Source organism: Massilia putida (assembly GCF_001941825.1).
In the GTDB taxonomy this organism is placed as follows: Bacteria; Pseudomonadota; Gammaproteobacteria; order Burkholderiales; family Burkholderiaceae_D; genus Telluria; species Telluria putida.
This window is the reverse complement of sequence record NZ_CP019038.1, coordinates 592063-611924: the sequence shown is the minus strand read 5'-3', so window position 1 is coordinate 611924 and position 19862 is coordinate 592063. Positions and strand designations below refer to the sequence as shown.

General features: G+C 64.9%; 15 protein-coding genes, 1 pseudogene and 1 riboswitch. All 16 genes and pseudogenes read left to right on the top strand.

Going from position 1 to position 19862, the window contains the following annotated elements:
• The first annotated feature begins 175 nt into the window (after positions 1-175).
• The 16 genes and pseudogenes from BVG12_RS05195 to BVG12_RS05120 all read left to right on the top strand — a co-directional run bounded on the left by BVG12_RS05195 (position 176) and on the right by BVG12_RS05120 (position 19787).
• A complete protein-coding gene (locus BVG12_RS05195; protein ID WP_075791485.1) occupies positions 176-1405 on the top strand; it encodes an ABC transporter substrate-binding protein in 1230 nt (409 codons plus the stop codon).
• Between the two features lies 1 nt (position 1406).
• Complete coding sequence (locus BVG12_RS05190; RefSeq protein WP_075791484.1) at positions 1407-2282, top strand: carbohydrate ABC transporter permease; 876 nt, start codon at positions 1407-1409, stop codon at positions 2280-2282.
• Complete coding sequence (locus BVG12_RS05185) at positions 2279-3211, top strand: carbohydrate ABC transporter permease (RefSeq protein WP_075791483.1); 933 nt, start codon at positions 2279-2281, stop codon at positions 3209-3211. Before BVG12_RS05190 ends, BVG12_RS05185 begins: the two co-directional genes overlap by 4 nt.
• A 3-nt stretch (positions 3212-3214) precedes the next feature.
• Positions 3215-4267: an ABC transporter ATP-binding protein gene (locus BVG12_RS05180; protein WP_075791482.1), complete on the top strand. Its 1053-nt coding sequence runs from the start codon at positions 3215-3217 to the stop codon at positions 4265-4267.
• A gap of 197 nt (positions 4268-4464) precedes the next feature.
• The gene (locus tag BVG12_RS05175; protein ID WP_075791481.1) at positions 4465-5493 is read left to right on the top strand and encodes a LacI family DNA-binding transcriptional regulator; all 1029 of its coding nucleotides are present in this window, start codon (positions 4465-4467) and stop codon (positions 5491-5493) included.
• Positions 5494-5592: 99 nt separating this feature from the next.
• Positions 5593-6972, top strand: a complete 1380-nt coding sequence (locus tag BVG12_RS05170) for a GH1 family beta-glucosidase (protein WP_075791480.1) — start codon at positions 5593-5595, stop codon at positions 6970-6972.
• A 113-nt stretch (positions 6973-7085) separates the two neighbouring features.
• Positions 7086-9617, top strand: a complete 2532-nt coding sequence (locus BVG12_RS05165) for a glycoside hydrolase family 3 protein (RefSeq protein ID WP_075791479.1) — start codon at positions 7086-7088, stop codon at positions 9615-9617.
• Complete coding sequence (locus BVG12_RS05160; protein ID WP_075791478.1) at positions 9614-10588, top strand: glucokinase; 975 nt, start codon at positions 9614-9616, stop codon at positions 10586-10588. The genes BVG12_RS05165 and BVG12_RS05160 overlap by 4 nt, the downstream gene beginning before the upstream one ends.
• A gap of 12 nt (positions 10589-10600) precedes the next feature.
• A complete protein-coding gene (locus tag BVG12_RS05155; protein ID WP_083684605.1) occupies positions 10601-11908 on the top strand; it encodes a sugar MFS transporter in 1308 nt (435 codons plus the stop codon).
• Positions 11909-11941: 33 nt separating this feature from the next.
• Positions 11942-12130, top strand: a riboswitch (yybP-ykoY riboswitch).
• A gap of 6 nt (positions 12131-12136) precedes the next feature.
• Positions 12137-12487 (top strand): annotated as a pseudogene (locus BVG12_RS05150) (manganese efflux pump); the annotation flags it as partial.
• Between the two features lie 376 nt (positions 12488-12863).
• On the top strand, positions 12864-13199 hold the full coding sequence (gene tnpA / locus BVG12_RS05145; protein WP_075791477.1) for an IS66 family insertion sequence element accessory protein TnpA: 336 nt from the start codon (positions 12864-12866) through the stop codon (positions 13197-13199).
• Complete coding sequence (gene tnpB, locus BVG12_RS05140) at positions 13199-13582, top strand: IS66 family insertion sequence element accessory protein TnpB (RefSeq protein ID WP_083684601.1); 384 nt, start codon at positions 13199-13201, stop codon at positions 13580-13582. The genes tnpA and tnpB overlap by 1 nt, the downstream gene beginning before the upstream one ends.
• A gap of 7 nt (positions 13583-13589) precedes the next feature.
• Entirely contained in the window at positions 13590-15212 is a 1623-nt protein-coding gene (tnpC, locus tag BVG12_RS05135) for an IS66 family transposase (RefSeq protein WP_156895552.1), read from the top strand.
• Positions 15213-15819: 607 nt separating this feature from the next.
• Complete coding sequence (locus tag BVG12_RS05130; RefSeq protein ID WP_075796206.1) at positions 15820-17703, top strand: pyruvate kinase; 1884 nt, start codon at positions 15820-15822, stop codon at positions 17701-17703.
• 13 nt (positions 17704-17716) lie between these two features.
• Complete coding sequence (locus tag BVG12_RS05125) at positions 17717-18139, top strand: hypothetical protein (RefSeq protein ID WP_075791475.1); 423 nt, start codon at positions 17717-17719, stop codon at positions 18137-18139.
• Positions 18140-18275: 136 nt separating this feature from the next.
• The gene (locus BVG12_RS05120; RefSeq protein WP_075791474.1) at positions 18276-19787 is read left to right on the top strand and encodes a CYTH and CHAD domain-containing protein; all 1512 of its coding nucleotides are present in this window, start codon (positions 18276-18278) and stop codon (positions 19785-19787) included.
• The last annotated feature ends 75 nt before the right edge of the window (positions 19788-19862 follow it).

Here is a 19862-nt window from a genome sequence, read left to right as displayed (position 1 = left end):
TATTACAAATCCCCTCGCCGGGACCCCGCGCCTGTAGGACAATTCTCGCGTTGTGTTTGACAGTGATTTTTCCCGGGTGCTATAGTCGGGCAACGGCCATGGGAACGTTTCCACACGAAGGCATGACCGTATAAAACAGGCGCCGGCCCCGCCAGGACGCCATAACGGAGACAGCATGTACGGAACCCGCAGGTGGCTGCTCGGCGCCTGGTTGTGCGCGTCCGCGGTAGCCGCGCACGCCGGTCCCAGGGCCGAGGTGATCCACTGGTGGACGTCCGGCGGCGAATCGGCCGCCGTGAAGCAGGTCGAGCAGGCCTACCGCGCCGCCGGCGGCACCTGGGTCGACTCCGCGATCGCCGGCGGCGACCAGTCGCGCGCCGTCACCATCAACCGCATCATCGGCGGCAATCCGCCCACCGCGGCGCAGTTCAACACGTCCAAGCAGTTCCTCGACATCATCGAGGAAGACCTGCTCAATCCCGTCGACGACATCGCCCGGCGCGACCACTGGGACCAGGTGCTGCCGGCGCCCATCATCGACGTGATCAAGGTGCGCGGCCACTGGTACGCCGTGCCGATGAACATCCACATGCAGACGTGGATCTGGTACTCGAAATCCGCCTTCGCCAAGGCCGGCATCGCGCGCGAGCCGGCCAGCATGGACGAGCTGTTCGCCGACCTCGACAAGCTCAAGGCGGCGGGACTGATCCCGCTCGCGCACGGCGGCCAGGCGTGGCAGGAGATCCTGCTGTTCTCGATGGTGCTGTCGAACGTCGGCGGCCGGGACCTGTACTTGAAAGTGATCCGCGACCGCGACCAGGGCGCCATCCGCTCCGACTCGTTCCGCAAGGTGCTGGTCGCATACAAGCGCCTGCAGGCTTACGTCGACCCGGCGTCGCCGGGCCGCAACTGGAACGACGCGACGGCGCTGGTCATCAGCGGCAAGGCGGGCGTGCAGATCATGGGCGACTGGGCCAAGGGAGAATTCATCGCGGCCGGGCAGTCCCCGGGCCGCCAGTTCGGCTGCCTGCCGGGACTCGGTGCCGACAGTCCTTACCTGATCCAGGGCGACGTCTTCGTGTTCCCGAAAACGGACGACCCGGCGGCGCTGCGCGCCCAGAAGCTGCTGGCCGACGTCGTCGACCGGTCCGCCGTGCAGCTCGCGTTCAACAAGCTGAAAGGATCGATTCCCGTGCGGCTGGATGCGGACGACAGCCGCTTCGACGCGTGCGCGCGTAAGGGCATGGCGATCCTGCGCGATCCGCAACGGCCGGTCGGCGTCGCCGAGGTCTATCTCACGCCGGACCAGAACGGCGCGCTGCAGGACGTGCTGACCGCCTTCTGGAACACGAACATGCCTGTCGAACGGGCACAGAACAGCATCGCATCGGCGCTGCGCTACTGACATGACGATCCGCTCCCGATCCAGGGTCACACCATATGCCGCGCTGCTGCCGATGGCGGTCGTAGCAAGCCTCGGCTATCTCGGCGCCGGCCTGTGGACGTTTTATATCTCGCTGACCGGTTCGCGCACGTTCCCGTCCGGGCATTTCATCGGCCTCGCGCAATACCACCGCCTGTTCGACAACGAGCGCTGGATGCTGTCGCTGCACAACCTGGCGGCGTACGGTGCCTTGTTCGTGCTCGCGAGCCTCGCGATCGGCTTTCTGCTGGCCGTGTTCATCGACCAGCATGTGAAAGGCGAGGGCGTGTTCCGCACGATTTTCCTGTACCCCTACGCGATGTCGTTCGTCGCGACGGGCCTCGTCTGGCAATGGCTGCTCACACCGGGCGACGGCCTCGATGGCGCCATCCGCGCGCTCGGCTTCGAACACTTCCGCCTCGACTGGATCGTGTCACAGGACCATGCGATCTACACGGTCGTCATCGCCACCGTGTGGCAGGCCTCCGGGCTCGTCATGGCGCTGATGCTGGCCGGCCTGCGCGGCGTCGACCCGGAGATCTGGAAGGCGGCCCGGCTGGACGGCATTCCCGCGTGGCGCGTGTACGCCCAGATCATCCTGCCGATGCTGTGGCCGACCGTTGCCACCGTCCTGCTGCTGCTCGCGACCGCCGTGGCGAAGCTGTACGACGCCGTCGTCGCGATGACGCAGGGCGGTCCCGGCATCGCCAGCGAAGTGCCGGCCAAGTTCATCATGGATCACCTGTTCCTGCGCTCGAACGTGGGCCTCGCTTCGGCGGGCGCGATCGTGCTGCTCGTCCCGGTGCTGGCGCTGCTGGCGCCGTATGCCTATGCCCGCAGCCGCAAGGAGGCCGCATGAATCCGCAGACGATCGTCCCGCCGCTCCCGGCCACCACGCCCGCCGCCGCGCACCCGGCGTCGGCCCGGCGCGCGCGCCGCCGTTCGACGCCCGCGCGCATCGGTTTGTACGTGTTCCTGCTCGGTGCCGCGCTGTTCTTCCTGCTGCCGCTGTACGTGATGATCGTGACGTCGCTGAAGACGATGGACGAGATCCGCCAGGGCGGCATCTTCGCGCTGCCGCATGCGCTCACGCTCGAACCGTGGCGCCTCGCGTGGAGCGGCGTGTGCACGGGCGCCGCGTGCGACGGCGTGCGCACGGGCTTCTGGAATTCCGTCGCGATCACCGTGCCTTCGACCGTGCTGCCCATCCTGCTGGGCGCCGTGAACGGTTACGCGCTGTCGTTCTGGCGCCCGCGCGGCGCGAACGTCCTGTTCGGGATCCTGATGGCCGGCGCGTTCGTTCCCGTCCAGGTGATGATCTACCCGCTCGTGCGCGTGATGGCGCTGGCCGGCATCTTCGGCTCGCTTCCCGCGATCGTGCTCGTGCACCTGGTCTTCGGCATGCCCGTCATGACGCTGCTGTTCCGGAATTACTACTGCAACGTGCCGCACGAGCTGTTCCAGGCCGCGCGCATCGACGGCGGCGGGTTCTGGCGCATCTTTTTGCAGGTGATGCTGCCGATGTCGCTGCCGGTGCTCGTCGTCGCCGCGATCATGCAGGTGACGGGCGTGTGGAACGACTACATCCTCGGCCTCGTGTTCGCGGGACGCGACAACATGCCGATGATGGTCCAGCTGAACAACGTGATCAACACGACGACCGGCACCCGGCAGTACAACGTGAACATGGCGGCGACGATCCTGACGGCGCTCGTGCCGCTTGCACTGTACTTTTTCTCGGGCCGCTGGTTCGTGCGCGGCATCGCTGCCGGCGCCGTGAAAGGATAAGGGATGGCCAACGTCTCGCTGCGCAAACTGAACATCGTCCTGGGCGGCAAGCCCATCATCCGCGACCTCGACCTGTGCGTTGAGCCGGGCGAATTCCTGGTCCTGCTCGGGCCCTCGGGCTGCGGCAAGTCCACGCTGTTGCACAGCATCGCGGGCCTCGTCGACAGCGAGTCCGGCGCCATCGAGATCGGCGGGCGCGACATGACGGATCTCGATCCGAGCGAGCGCGGCATCGGCATGGTGTTCCAGTCGTACGCGCTGTATCCGACGATGACGGTCGAGGACAATATGTCGTTCGGCCTGCGTATCGCCGGCACGCCGAAAGCGGAAATCCGCCGCCGCGTGGACCGTGCCGCCGCCATGCTGCAGCTGGATGCGCTCCTGCGCCGCAAGCCCGCGCAGCTGTCCGGCGGGCAGCGCCAGCGCGTCGCGATCGGGCGAGCGCTCGTGCGCGAAGCGCAGGTGTTCCTGTTCGACGAACCGCTGTCGAACCTGGACGCCAAGCTGCGCGCGGAGCTGAGGCGCGAACTGAAACTGCTGCACCAGACCCTCGGGTCGACGATGATCTACGTGACGCACGACCAGGTGGAGGCGATGACGCTCGCGAGCCGCATCGTCGTGATGGAGAAAGGCACGATCCAGCAGATCGGCACGCCGCTGGACGTGTACGAGCGCCCGGCGAATCGTTTCGTCGCGGGCTTCCTGGGCGCGCCGGCGATGGCGTTCGTGGACGGTGTACTCGATGCGGACGGGCGCTTCCGCGCCGACGGCATCGAGCTCGCGCCCGCGCACGAGGCGCGTCCGGCCGCGCAGCCGGCGGTGCTGGGCGTACGGCCCGAGCACATCGACATCCGCGCGGACGGCGGCCTGGCGGGCGAGGTGACGCTCGTCGAACCGATGGGCAACCACCAGGTGGTCTGGCTGCGCTGCGGGAAGGCGCTGCTGGCCAGCCTCGTGCACGACGCGCGCCGCTGGGCGCCCGGCGACCGGGTGTCGTTCGCCATCGACGCGGCGCGGGTGTCGCTGTTCGACCCGCAGTCGGGAAATCGCCTGTGACGGGCGCAAATACAGTATCCTTAGGCCGCGCCGCTCCGGCGGCACCGGCGAAACATCAGTGGCCTCGAAAAACCGTCGCGAACGGCAGCAGATTTGATCGGGAAACGCAGCTGTACGGGCGTACAGCGAGCGGCGCAAGTCAAATCCGCAACGCGCAGTAGGTTTTTCGACGTTCACTAAGTATTGAGGAAGAGGTTGTGGCGACTATCAAGGACGTAGCGAAGCTGGCCGGCGTGGGCCTCGGCACCGCATCGCGCGTGGTGAGCGGGAAGGGCTCGGTGTCCCCGGCGACGCTGGCGCGCGTGAAAAAGGCGATCGACGAGCTGGGTTTCCGGCCGTCGCATGCGGCGCGCGCGCTGCTGTCCGGCACGAGCCGCATGGTCGGCGTGTACATCCCCGTGCTGAGCGGGACGTTCTACACGCCCATCCTGCAGATCATCGACACGGAACTGCGCGCCGCCGGCGTGCACATGGTGCTCGCGTTCGGCGTGGGCCTCGGCGACGAGCGCCGCCAGGCCATCGAGGGCATCGACTTCCTCGTCGAGCGCGGGTGCGACGGCCTCGTCGTGATGACGAGCGCGTTGCTGGAGGACGACCTCGCCGCGCTGGGTGCCAAGGCGGGACAGCTGGTCGCGCTGAACCACCATTTCGAATCGATGCCGGACCAGTGCTTCACCGTCGACCATACGCTCGGCGGCCGTCTCGCGGCGCGCGCGCTGCTGGACCACAAGCATCGCAAGATCGCCGTCGTCGAAGGCCCGCGCCAGCTGGAGGACAACCGCGCCCGCATCGACGGCTTCATGAGCGAGCTGCGCGACAACGGCATCGATCCCGCGAAAGTGTGGCGGCTGGAGAGCGACTTTTCGCCCGCGGGCGGCTGGGCCGCGGCCAAGCAGCTGCTCGATTCAAGCCATCCGTGCACGGCGCTGTTCTGCGCGAACGACGAGATGGCGGTCGGCGCGCTGTCGTACTTCCAGGAGGCGGGCATCCGCGTGCCGCACGACCTGTCCGTGCTCGGCTACGACGATACGCCCAGCGCCGCCTTCTCCGCGCCGCGCCTGACGTCCGTGCACATGCCGTGGCGCGAGATGACGCAGAACGGCATCAATGCCTTGCTCAATCTGTGCTACGACATGCGCCGTCCCGTCACGCGCGAATTCCCCGTCAGCGTCACCTTGCGCGCGTCGCTGGCGACGGCCTCCGGCAGGAGGCGCAAGGCCGCATGACACCGAACCGATGACGACCGGCGCGCCGCCGTTTGCGCGCCTTTTTTTGCGGCGACGCTGGAAAGCTTTCCAATTTCACTGAGAACGAGACAGAGGACAATGACCACCAACGACTTTTCACCGGCCGGCGACGGCCCCGAGCCGCATGCACCGAAGCGCGCCGACTTCGGCCCCGATTTCCTGTGGGGCTGTGCCACCTCGTCGTACCAGATCGAGGGCGCCGGCAGCGCCGACGGCCGGGTCGAGTCGATCTGGGACCGTTTCGCCGCCACGCCCGGCAAGATCCGCGACGGCTCGTCAGGGCAGGTGGCCTGCGACCATTACCACCGCTGGCCGGAAGACCTGGACATCGGCCGCGACCTGGGCCTGAACGCCTACCGCTTCTCGATCGCGTGGCCGCGCATCTTCGACGGCACGGGCAAGCGGCCGAACGAGAAGGGGCTCGACTTTTATACGCGCCTTGTCGACGGCATGCTGGAAAGGGGCCTGCAGCCGTGGGCCACGCTCTACCACTGGGACCTGCCGCAATGGCTGCAGGACCGCGGCGGCTGGGCCGACCGCGGCACGGTCGACGCCTTCCTCGAACTGGCCGACGCGATGACGCGCCGCCTGGGCGACCGCGTGAAGCACTGGATCACCCATAACGAGCCGTGGTGTACGGCCATCATCGGCAATTACGAAGGCTGGCACGCGCCGGGCATCCAGGACCTGGGCACCGCGCTGCAGGTGGCGCACCACGTGCTGCTGTCGCACGGCAAGGCGGTGCCCGTCATCCGCGCCAACGTGCCGGATGCGCAGGTCGGCATATCCCTCAGCCTGCACCCGCTGCGGCCCGCCAGCGATGCGGCGCGCGACGTCGCCGCGATGGAGCGCCACGACGGCCTGCGCTACCGCTGGTTCCTCGATCCGCTGTATGGCCGCGGGTATCCGGCGGCCACGCTGGCGCAGGTGGGAAATGCGGCGCCCGTCGTGCTGCCGGGCGACCTCGAGGCCATCGCCGCGCCGACCGACTTCCTCGGCGTGAATTACTACTTCCCGGAGACCGTCGCGGACGACCCCGGCCACGGGCCGCTCGGCACGCGCATCCTGCCGGCGCGAGGCGAGACGACGGCGATGGGCTGGCCGGTGGCGCCGCAGGGCCTGTCGGAGCTGCTCGCGCGGATCGCCGGCGATTACCGCCCGGGGCCGTTGTACGTGACGGAGAACGGCTCGTGCTACGACGACGTCGTAGAAGGCGATGGCGAGGTGCGCGACGTCGAACGGCGCCGCTACCTGATGCGCCACCTGGCCGCACTGCGCCAGGCCGTGGACGACGGCGTGCCGGTGAAAGGCTATTTCGCGTGGAGCCTGCTGGACAATTTCGAATGGGCGGAAGGCTATCTGCGCCGCTTCGGCCTCGTGCACGTGGACTACGCCACGCAGCAGCGGCGGCTGAAGGACAGCGCGAAATGGTATCGGAAGTTCCTGCACGGCGCCTGAACGCAAACGGGTGATTGACAGCGCGGTCGTTTGCATTCAATATCTGCGGACGCGATTGGAAACCTTTCCAATCGCACTTTCACCATAACGACATGACCCCTGGAGACACCCGCATGAACATCAACCGCACCATGCGCCTGGCCGTCGCCTGCGCGTTGGCGCTGGCCGCCGGCGGCACCGCAGCGGCACCGGACGCACCGCAACTGGAATCGTGGCCACACCTGCGAAGCGCGATCGCGCCGGATCCCGTGCTCGAGGCGCGCGTGCGCGAGATCGTCGGCAAGATGACGCTCGCGCAAAAGATCGGCCAGATGACGCAGGCCGAAATCAAATCGGTGACGCCCGACGACGTACGGTCGTACTACCTCGGCTCCGTGCTGAACGGCGGCGGCAGCTGGCCGCACAACGACAAGCACGCGCATGCTGCGGACTGGCTGAAGCTGGTGGACGAGTTCTACGACGCGTCGATGGCGACCGACATGGCGATCAAGGTGCCGATGATCTGGGGCACGGACGCCGTCCACGGTCACAACAACGTCTACGGCGCCACCATGTTCCCGCACAATATCGGCCTGGGCGCCACGCGCGATGCGGGACTGGTGCAAGCCATCGGCGCGGCGACGGGCAAGGCCGTACGTGCGACCGGCATCGCGTGGGTGTTCGGGCCCACCGTCGCCGTCGTGCGCGACGATCGCTGGGGCCGCACCTACGAAAGCTTTTCGGAGGACCCGCAACTGGTGAAACGCCTGGCCGGGCCGTACGTGACGGGGCTGCAGGGGCAGCTTACGGACGACGCCAACGTCATCGCCAGCATCAAGCACTACATGGCGGACGGCGGCACGGAATTCGGCGTCAACACGGGCGTCGCGAAGGTCGGCGAGCGCGACATGATGAACATCCACGCGCAGGGGTACTACGCCGGGATCGAGGCCGGCGCGCAGACCGTCATGGCATCGTTCAATTCCTGGAACGACGTCGCGGCAGGCCGCGACTACGGCAAGGTGCACGGCAGCCGGTACATGCTCACCGATATCCTCAAGGACAAGATGGGCTTCGACGGCTTCGTCGTCACGGACTGGAACGGCATCGGCGAAGTGCCGGGCTGCCGCAACGACGCCTGCGCCCAGGCCATCAATGCCGGCATCGACATGGTGATGGTGCCGAACGATTGGAAGGCGTTCATCGCCAACACGATCCAGGACGTCGAAGCGGGCCGGATTCCGATGGCGCGCATCGACGATGCCGTCAGCCGCATCGTGCGCGTGAAGCTGCGGGCCGGCGTGTTCGGCAAGCGGCTGTCGCAGTCCGCGTGGGCCGGCAAGGACGACGCGCTGCTGGCGAAAGAACTTGGACGCCGGGCCGTGCGCGAATCGCTCGTGCTGCTCAAGAACGAGGGGCCGGCGCTGCCGCTGGCGGTGTCCAAGGCGGGCGCGCCCCGACGCATTCTGGTCGTCGGCAAGGCCGCCGACAGCATGGCCAACCAGACGGGCGGCTGGGCGCTGACGTGGCAGGGCACCGCGAACACGAATGCCGATTTTCCGAAGGCCGACACGATCCTCGCGGGCCTGAAGGCGGCCGGCGCGAACGTCACGTACAGCGCGGACGCGGCGCATGTCGATCCGTCCCAATTCGATATCGTGATCGCCGTGATCGGCGAGGGCCCGTATGCGGAAGGGGACGGCGATATCGTGCCATCGGGGACGTTGCGTCATTCCAGCCGCTACCCGGAGGACCTCGCCGTGCTGCAGAAAGTGCACGGCAAGGGCAAGCCGGTCGTGACCGTGTTCCTGTCCGGTCGCCCGCTGTGGGTCAACGATTTGCTGAACCTGTCCGACACGTTCATCGCGGCCTGGCTGCCGGGCACGGAAGGGAAGGGCGTGTCCGACCTGCTCGTCGCCGGCGAGGGAGCAAAGCCCTATGACTTCACGGGCAAGCTGTCGTTCTCGTGGCCGAAGTCCGTGTGCCAGACGCCGCTGAACGTGGGGGACGCCGGTTATGCGCCGCTGTTCGCCTACGGCTATGGCCTCAGGCGCGGCGAGCGTTCGCACATCGGCCTGCTGGACGCGAGTTACCCCGCCGGCGGCTGCAGCGCCGCCGACACGGTCCCGCGCATTGTCCCCATCTTCGGGCACGCGGACCGGGCCAGCTTCCCCATGCGCATCCGCAGCGGCACGGCGGTGCAGCCGCTCGGCGCCGACCTGAATGCGACGACGCGGCTGCCCGGGATCGCGGTCGGCACCGCCCAGATCAAGACGCAGCAGGACGCGAAACTCGTCACGTGGACGGGCCCCGCGACGTTCGAGGCGCACGGCGCCAAGCCGCTTGCGCTGCCGGCCGCGCTGGCGGTCAAGGGGGGCCTGCGTTTCGATACGGTCGTTCAGCAGGCACCCGCCGGCAAGGTGACGATCGCGCTGGCCTGCGGCGCAAATGCGTGCGGCACGCCGCTCGATGCGACCAGGTTGTTTGCGCGCCTGGCCGGAAAAGGCCGGCAATCGGTGGCGATTCCGCTCGCGTGCTTCCGCGCCGACCTGGCACACGTCGATACGCCGTTCAGCGTGACGAGCGACGCTCCGTTCGCCGCCGCCTTCGGCAACATCGACGTGACGACCGCGGCCGACGCCATCGCGTGCGAGGAACTGCAATGACCGCTTACCGGCTGCTGGCCGATATCGGCGGCACCAATGCCCGCTTCGCGCTGCAGGCCGAAGGCAGCGACTTCGCGGACGTCGAGGTCCTGGCGTGCCGCGATTACGACGACATCGGCGCCGCGATGGATGCGTACCTGGCCCGGGCCGGGGCACGCGGCCATGCGACGGACGCCATCCGCCATGCGGCCGTCGCCATCGCCAACCCGGTCGAAGGCGACTTCGTGCGGATGACGAATCACCACTGGTGCTTTTCGATTGCGGCGCTGCGCGACGCGCGGGCGCTCGACACGCTCCTGGTCGTGAACGATTTCGCCGCGCTGGCGATGGCTTTGCCGCATCTCGACGAGGCCGGACGCGAGCGAATCGGCGGCGACATCGCCGCGACGCCCGGCCGGCCCATCGGCCTGATCGGCCCCGGCACCGGTCTCGGTGTGTCCGGCGTCGTCCCCGCGCCGGGACCCGGCGGCACGCGCTGGATCGCGCTGGCGGGCGAGGGCGGCCACGCCAGCTTCGCGCCCGTCACGCGCCAGGAGGTGGACGTCCTGGACGCGTTGTGGGAAGAACACGGCCATGTGTCGGCCGAACGCCTGTTGTCCGGGCCGGGCCTGGAAGCGATCCACCGCGTCCTGTCCGGCGAGCGCCTGGCCGCCGCCGCGATCACGGCGCGGGCGCTGGACGGCACGAGCGCGGCCTGCCGCGCCACGGTCGACGTATTCTGCGCAATGCTGGGCAGCGTGGCGGGCAACGTCGCGTTGACGTTGGGCGCGACGGGCGGCATGTATATCGGCGGCGGCATCGTGCCGCGGCTGGGGTCCCTGTTCCACGCGTCCGCATTCCGCGCCCGCTTCGAAGGCAAGGGCCGGCTGCGGCCCTACCTGGCACGCATTCCGACCTGGCTCGTCACCGAACCCTATCCCGCGCTGCGCGGCGGCGCCGTCATGCTCGACGCCGCGACACGACAACCATAACGAGGAGACACCATGGCATCCGCACCCAATACGCCCGGCACCGCGCCGCTGGCGGCCGCACCCGCCGCCGCGGCGGCGAACACCGGACCGCTCGTCATCGTCACGATCCTGTTCTTCATGTGGGGCCTGCTCACATCGCTGAACGACGTGCTGATCCCGCATCTGAAGGCGATCTATACGCTGAATTATCTGCAGGCGATGCTCGTGCAGTTCTGCTTCTTCGGCGCCTATTTCATCGTGTCGCTGCCGGCCGGCGCGCTGATCCGCCGCCTCGGCTACCAGAAGGGCGCCGTCACGGGCCTCCTGATCGCGGCCGCCGGCTGCGCGCTGTTCTATCCGGCCGCGCAGGGCGGCTACGGGCTGTTCCTGTTCGCGTTCTTCGTGCTCGCGGCCGGCATCACGATCCTGCAGGTGGCCGCGAATCCATACGTGACGGTGCTCGGTCCCCCGGCCACGGCGTCGAGCCGCCTGACGTTCACGCAAGCCCTCAACTCGCTCGGCACGACGGTCGGCCCGCTGGTCGGCGGCGCGTTGATCCTGGCCGGGGCCGGCAGCCTGACGGCCGACCAGGTGGCAAAGCTGGACGCGGCCGGACGGGCCGCGCACCGCGCGCAAGAAGCGGCCACGGTACAGGGCCCCTACCTGGCGCTGGCGGCGGCGCTCGCGATCCTGGCCGTGCTGTTCGCGCTGGCCCGGCTGCCGCGCATCGACCATGCGGAGGGCGACACGGCTGCGGCCTCCGGTTCGGCGCTCGCCTACCGCCACCTCGTGCTGGGCGCGGTTGCGATTTTCCTGTACGTGGGCGGAGAAGTCAGTATCGGCAGCTTCCTCGTCAACTTCCTGGGCGAAGCGCGGGTCGCCGGGATGCCGGCGGCGCAGGCGGCCGGCTACGTCAGCGTGTACTGGGGCGGAGCGCTGATCGGGCGCTTCATCGGCTTCGGCGTGATGCGTGTCGTCAGCCCGGGCAAGGCGCTCGCGTTCAATGCGCTCGCCGCCATCGTGCTCGTGCTGGCGGCCATCCTCGGCGAAGGCCGGGCCGCGATGTGGGCGATCCTCGCCGTCGGCCTGTGCAACTCGATCATGTTCCCCACGATCTTCAGCATGGCCTTGCACGGCTTGGGACGCCACACGGGACAGGGCTCCGGCATCCTCTGCATGGCCATCGTGGGCGGCGCGATCGTGCCGTTCTTGCAGGGCATGCTGGCGGACCGCATCGGCGTCCAGCCGTCGTTCTTCGTGCCGGCCGCGTGCTACGGCTTCATTTTGTTCTTCGGGCTCCGATACGCCAACCTGCATCGCCAGGCCGGCGGCCCGGCCTGACGCTGGCCTTCCGGCCACATTTTCGGTAGAATGCCGGCATCCCATTGGGGAGTAGCCTGCTTCCGCCCGCGCGGAAGATCCCGTATCAACACACTCGACGATCATCGGCCAGGTGCCGTTCGCCGTCGTGGTACGGGTAGCCGTTTCGGTTGGCAAGACCTTTGGTATGTCTGCGCGTTCATCGGGCCGCGCCGGCATGCCATCGTCATCCGCCCGACTGGAACCGTAATGAATTTCCTCGCCACCGCCGCACTCGCACTTGCCATGTCCACCGACGCATTCGCCGTCGCCGTCGGCAAGGGCGCCGCGCTGCAACGTCCCCATCTTCGCGAGGCCCTGCGCACGGGCGCGATCTTCGGCGTCATCGAAGGCATCACGCCCGTGATCGGCTGGGCCCTCGGCCATTGGGCCGCGCCGTACGTCGAAGCGTGGGACCACTGGATCGCGTTCACGTTGCTGGGACTCCTGGGCCTGCGCATGATGCGCGAAGGCTTGTCCGGCGCGGACGACGACGAGGACGACAAACCGACCTCCCACTCGTTCTGGCTGCTCGCCGTGACGGGCGTCGCGACCAGCATGGGGTAATTAGGGAAATCGGAAAAAATCGGGCGCTAAGCACTATTGCTCATAGTTGGAGTCACGCAGAGCCCGATATTTGAAGGTTGAGGTGCAGTGGAACGGAAGCCCGGGTTAAGAAAATGCCACCGCCTTGAAACACACTGATATGCGGTCTCCCGAAAGGCGTCGAGTCCTCGGGCGAGCTTGGCTTTGGGAACTAGCCGGGCCGGCTCGAACTCCGCGAACGTGCCACCGCCGTTGCTCGAACGTCCGCTCACGCATCTCGCACAGTCGGCATTTGGGAACTTGGCAGGTAAGCGGTTCCTGAGCGGCGTTATATCTTCCGATTTCTCAAGCCGGCACAATCCCCTCCGAGTTCAACAACACGGAGCCGGACATGGACAAGCTGGAGTCTCACATCTCGAAGGAAGCCGCCTGGCGTAGCCGATTGCTTCGGCATGCGCAAAGCGGCAAGACCATCGCTGCGTTCTGCCGGGATGAATCGGTGTCGACGGCCAGCTTCCATATCTGGCGGTCAAAGCTGGCCGCCGCCAGCAGGCACGCGGCCACTCCCGGACAGCCAGCAGCATTCATTGACCTCGGTACCATCGCGAACACGTCCGGTGTCACGGCTATGGTACATCCGCCTGCATCGGTGTCGACGCCGACTGCTGGAATCGACATCAGAATCGATCTCGGCGGCGGCACCGTCCTAACGATCACGAGGCGCTGATGTTCTTCCCGGAAGGCCAGGTACGGGTATTCCTATACGGGCAGCCGGTCAACATGCGCCTGTCATTCGACGGTCTCTACGCGCTGGCGAAACATGTCATGCATCAGGATCCGCTCTCCGGAAACCTGTTCGCGTTCATCAACCGCCGAGCGACCCAGATCCGCGTCCTGTACTTCGACCGCAGCGGCCTGTGCGTGTGGGCCAAGCGTCTCGAGCAAGGCCGTCTGGTCAGCAACTGGGCCGACGTTAAAAGCTGCGAAATGGACTGGACGGGACTGAAGTTACTGCTCGAAGGGATCGAGCCGAAACAGGTGCGTAAGCGCTACAAAAAGCCTGGCACCGGCACCCAAAACCAGCGAGTTCACCCTGCGAAAACTTTATAATATTGCTATGCCCTCCGACCAACATCCCGCCTCTGACACTGCCAGTTCAGCAGTGGGGTTGACCATGCCGCAGATGAGCGCTTTGCTCGACGCGAAAGAGCGTGAAATCATCCGGCTGCGCCGTCAGGTGGCGTGGTTTCAGCGGCAGATCTTCGGGCAGAAGAGCGAGCGTCGGATGCCGGAACCGGACGGCGTCCAGGGCACTCTGGGAGAGGCGTTCGACGTCGTTCCCGATGACGCGGCGGCGCCGGCCAAAAAGACCAGGATCGCGGCGCACGAGCGCGTACCCGGGAAGAAGAACAGCAATCTCATCGATGGCACCGATGACGCGGCCCTGTTCTTTGACGAGTCGAAGGTGCCGGTCCAGGTCATCGCCGTTGCCAATGACGAGACGGCAGGACTGGACCCGGCAGACTTCGAGGTGATCGGCGAAAAGGTCAGCTACCGCCTGGCCCAGCGTCCCGGCAGCTACGTCATCCTCAAGTACGTGCGCCCGGTCATCAAGCTTCGTGCTGATGGAGCGCTGTCGTGCTCTCTGGCTCCGGTCGGCGTACTGGACGGTTGCCGCGCCGACGTCAGCTTCATCGCCGGCATGATCATCGATAAGTTCGCCTATCACCAGCCGCTGTACCGCCAGCACGTCAAACTGCAGGATTCGGGCATCAACGTCAGCCGTGCATGGATCACGAAGCTGATGCCGGCCGCGGTATCGCTGATCGAGCCGATCTTCAACGCCCAGCTGGAGTCGGTGCGGCGCTCGCGCGTGATCGCGATGGACGAAACGCCGATCAAGGCGGGGCGTGCCGGCCCAGGAAAGATGAAGGCAGCGTATTTCTGGCCCGTCGTGGGCGAGCAGGATGAAATCTGCTTCCTGTACTACCCCAGCCGGGCGGCCAAGCACGTCGAGACCACGCTTGGCCTGCAGCGGCCAAATGGCGCCGTCTTGCAAAGCGATGGCTACAGCGCCTATGAGCATTACGCGAAGAAGACCGGGATCACACACGCGCAGTGCTGGGCACACGCACGCCGTAAAATCTTTGATGCCAAGGATATCGAGCCGGTGCAGGCCGACCAGGCACTGCATGCGATCGCCGGTCTCTACAAGGTCGAACAGCACATTCGCGACGATGGCCTGACGGGACAAGCCAAGCTCACACGCCGACAGAAACAGTCGAAACCTGTCCTCGAGCGCTTCTTCACCTGGATCGACGAACAGTTCGACAAACAGGGATTCCTGCCGAGCAGTCCCTTTCTCGGTGCGCTGGCGTATATCCGTGAGCGCCGGGTCGGCCTGTCGGTCTACCTGGATGACCCGGAGGTATCGATCGACACGAACCACCTCGAGCGCGCCCTGAGAGTTATCCCGATGGGGAAGAAGAACTGGCTGTTCAGCTGGACCGAGCTGGGCGCCAAGCACGTCGGCATCGTTCAAAGCCTGCTGGCGACCTGCCGGCTACACGATATCAATCCTTACGACTATTTCGTGGACGTGCTGCAGCGTGTCGGCCAGCATCCGGCGTCATTGGTGCATCAGCTCACGCCACGGGTCTGGAAGGGAATGTTTGCGGATGATCCGCTGCGGTCTGGTCTGCATGACATTAGCGGGCTACGTACACGCGCCGCCGCGTGATCGCTTACTATTGCCGCGCTATCGCTGGCAGATTCAAACGTAGGTCTTTTCCTAGCCATCAACAAGCTGCACCCTGTTTCAACTCTTTCCGCTTGCTGTTAGATTAGCGGGCAACACTTGCGCTTCGCCGCAAGCTTTGCCCCAGCTACCACCAAGCGAAATTCAACTCTTGAGAGGGTGTTATGGAAACATTGCAAATGGAACGCCGTACGACGTCGGCCCCGCCGCGGCAACCACAACGAAAAGATATCGTTAAAGAAAGCATTCGCTTACAGACATCCCTGGGAACGGTCGGTGCGATCGAATACCTCAAAGCACGAGGCATGAGCGGTGCCGTCATCACTCGGGTTCTGTCAGACGGAAGTGTGCGTGCAGAGGATCGGGAAGCATGTGCATCTCCGGTGTCGGGACAGTGCTCCCACTAGCGGAGCGGCTGGATACACGCGCACAAGCGCGTCATGCCAAGGTCACAAAGCCGAACTAGCATACCTGCCGTCTGCAGCGCCAAGACGGTGTTGCGACAGCCATAGTCCGGTCGGCGCGAGCACTGGCACCAATATTGAAGGCTTGCGCGTAGTCCAGGTGCGCACAGGCAGAGGGGGTGGGTTTGGCTGACGACGATATTGAACGTGCCGGCAGCGGCGAGGCCGTCGCCGTCCTCCTGAGGGAGCTGGAGTCGATCCGCGCGGACATCGTCGCTGAAACTCTTCACGCCCAGCACCGGATCGCCGAAGTCCAGCCTCATTACCAGGCCAGCGCACGCAACTTGCTGCATTACCTGGCTCTGCGCCGGCGCGACCTGCGTCCGCTGCAGCAACGGCTTGCAACGCTTGGCCTGTCATCCCTGGGCCGGGCGGAAGCGCATGTGCTGGCGACAGTCGACGCCGTTCTGAGCTTGTTGCGGCGTCTCATGCACTCTGCCGAGCCCGTCCCGGAGAGCGACCACTACATTGAATTTTCTGCCGGCAGTCGCATCCTCGACGAACATGCCGACCAGCTTCTGGGTCCACGTCCGAATGGCCGCAACGTTCGCATCATGGTCACCATGCCCAGCACGGCGGCGGACGACGCTGAACTTGTCCATCAATTGCTCGAGCAGGGCATGGGCTGCATCCGCATTAACTGCGCATACGACGACACAGCGACCTGGTCGCGCATCATCGACAACCTGCGACGTGCCGAAAAGGCTTTGGGGCGCACCTGCAAGGTTGCGATGGACTTGGCCGGCCCGAAACTTCGGACCGGTCCCGTGGAGCCCGGGCCGCAGGTGCTGCGCATACGTCCGGAACGCGATGTCCTGGGACGCGTCGTGGCCCCTGCTCGGCTCTGGATCGCTGCGAATGTCGACGCCCGAAAAGCACCTGCCGACGCAGACGCATGCGTGGACGTGCCGGAGAAGTGGCTGGCCGGGCTTCACAAGGACGACCACGTCACGCTAACCGATGCGCGTGGCGCGCGGCGTTTCTTGATAGTCGCCGAGGTTACCGACATGGGTTGCTGGCTCGAATCAGACAAGACGGTGTATATCGTTCCAGAAACCATCTTGCGACACCGCCGCAAGGGTCATAAAGGCAAGGCGAAGACCGCCCGGGTCGGCGCATTGCCCTCTACAGAACAAGTGATTCGCTTGCGCGACGGCGACGTGCTAATGCTGACGCGCGAACTGATCCCCGGGCGTCCCGCCAGCGTCGACAGCATGGGACAATGCAGCGTTCCGGCAAGGATCGGCTGCACGCTGCCGGCGGTCTTCGACGATGTACGAGCTGGAGAGACGATCTGGTTTGACGACGGCAAGATCGGCGGGATCATCGAAAAGGTCGAAAAGGACGCCATGGTCGTGCGCATCAAATGCGCTCGGCCGGGTGGAGAAAAGCTGCGTGCCGACAAAGGGATCAACTTGCCCGACAGCGAGTTGAAGCTTGCGGCCTTGACGTCAAAGGACATTGACGACCTGCCCTTCATTGCAGAGCATGCTGACATTGTCGAGCTGTCGTTTGCGAACCGGGCAAGCGATGTGGAAGAACTGCAGAACCACCTGGCGAAACTAGGCGATCGACAGCCTGCCATTGTGCTGAAGATCGAGACCCGCCGTGGCTTCGAGAACTTGCCGGACATGCTGCTGACCGCCATGCATTCGTCCAGTTGCGGCGTGATGATTGCCAGGGGCGACCTAGCTGTGGAGACCGGTTTCGAACGCTTGGCTGAAATCCAGGAAGAGATACTTTGGATATCCGAAGCATCCCATGTGCCAGTCATTTGGGCTACACAAGTGCTCGAATCCCTGGCGAAGGAAGGCAGGCCGTCACGGGCTGAAATCACTGACGCCGCGATGAGTGATCGCGCCGAATGCGTCATGCTCAACAAGGGGCCTCATATCGTTGCCGCGCTCAGGACGCTCGACGATATTTTGAAGCGGATGCAGGCCCATCAAGCGAAAAAACAGGCGATGCTGAGAGATCTGGCGTTGGCGCATCGCCAGCAATCGGCGTAGAAGGAAAACTGCAATGGAAAACAAGTATTGCATGCGCGCGTTACACCTGCTGGCCGAAGATGCCCGCTTAACCGCGCGCACCAGGCATCTGGTAGTAACGCTCATTTGGGCGACACCTGTCGCTCTGCGTGGCCACGCGACCATGATTCCGCTTTCCGAGCTCATCAGTGCGCTGAGCACCGAAACGGCAGACGCGGTCTGGCACGGTGTGTCCGACCGCGACGTCATGAACGCGCTGGAAGAAGTCGATGTGGCACATTGGCGCATGCCGTCCCTGGAAGGGGCTCCTATCGGTAGCTTTCTCAATGGCCATGCGTTATCCGCAGAGTCGGGCTTGCTGCACTTCCAGATCGATAACAATCTCATTGCTGCGATTGAGCAGATCAGCCAGCAGCTGCAAGCCGACTCGAATGAGCCGCCGGAACTGAGGCACTAAGAGTTTCGTTCGCGCCGATTCGAAAGTACATTAGTAGCGAGGCATAGAGCAACAAATGCGCCCTTTTGTGTGCGCGCAGACCGACCGTGCGCCGTTTCTTCTCTCATTATGTTTTATTGAGTAGAAAGGAGCTACGATGGAAACCGAACTCAAGCTAAAAGTCCCTGCGGCGGACCTGGAACGCCTGCGCAGTCACCCGATGCTCCAGGCGCACTCGCGCGAAGCACCTGTGGAGCATCATCTGATCGATACCTATTACGATACACCGCAACGCAACCTGTGGAAGCACGGACTGATGCTCCGTGTACGTAGAGATAACGAAAAATGGATACAAACCGTCAAAACTGCCGCGACCGCGTCGGCCGCTCTGCATGAGCGTGGCGAGTGGGAATGCGAGCTGCCCGACGGGGCGCCAAATCCAGGTCTTCTTGTCCGCCAGATAAAGCAGGCGCGCATCGCGAAACTGCTGGCGTCGAAAGAAGTCACGCAGCACTTGCAACCGGTGTTCCAGAACACTACGCACCGTACGACCTGGAACATTGCGCTGCCGACCGGGGAACAACTGGAGTGTGCACTTGACGCCGGCGATATTGCTTGTGGAAAGCAGCATACGGCCATCTCGGAGCTCGAGCTCGAGCTCAAGGATGGGAACCCCGCACGGCTCTTTGACTTGGCACTGGAGCTCCACCACGACGTGCCATTGCAGATGTCGAACGATAGCAAGGCCGCGCTTGGCTATGCCATGCTCGACAACGAAGCAATACGGATCTACAAGGCAGCCCCAGTACACCTGTTCCAGAAAATGACGCTTGAAGATGCCTTCCAAGCCATCGCCTTGAACTGCCTTCAGCAGATCGAGACGAACTTGCCGGGCGTTTTGAAACAGAATGTTGAAAGCTTGCATCAGATGCGAGTAGGTTTGCGGCGCCTGCGGGCGCTCCTGAACATGTTCGAGGAACTTGCGCCTCTGCCGCCAGCACTCCGTGATGACGTCGACTGGCTTGCCGGCGAACTCGGCACGACTCGGGACTGGGACGTTTTGGCGGACTCGACACTGAACCATATTCCTGGTTTCGATGCTGACGCGCTACGCGAAGCAGCGAAGACAAAAAGCACCGAAGCGCACAAGCTTCTCGTCAAAGCATTGCGTTCGCCTCAATTCACCCGCGTTATGCTTGAACTCAACGGTTGGCTGTATGGCCAGCAATGGCGGATCAAGGGCGCGCTTCCTCATGAATCACCACTCGGTGAGCGCGTGAAAAAAGCTGCCTCACCACTTCTGCGCAAGGCTGAAAAACGCCTCGCCAAACGGATCAAGGCGTTGGACACAGCGGACCCGCATGCCCGACATAGCACACGCATCGCTGCCAAGAAGGCACGTTACGCAGCAGAGTTCTTCGAGGAGTTGCTACCTCGAAAACATGTTAAACCCTACGTGACGCATCTTTCCAAGCTTCAGGATCGCCTAGGTTTACTCAACGACATAGCGGTCGCAGAACATCTGCTCGACCAGTTTAATGGAAGCAATGCTCAGGTCGCGCGCCAAGCCGCTTACGCACACGGGTATTTGGCGGCCGCCTCCTCGGCCGACGCTGCAACATTGCGCAAACCGCTCGCAGCAGTGGCCAAACTCAGGATGACGCACTGAACTTAACCAAGCCGTTCCGACATTTCGACTGTACGATAACGCCCTCACCGGCTTATCGATAGCGACTCCTGAGCG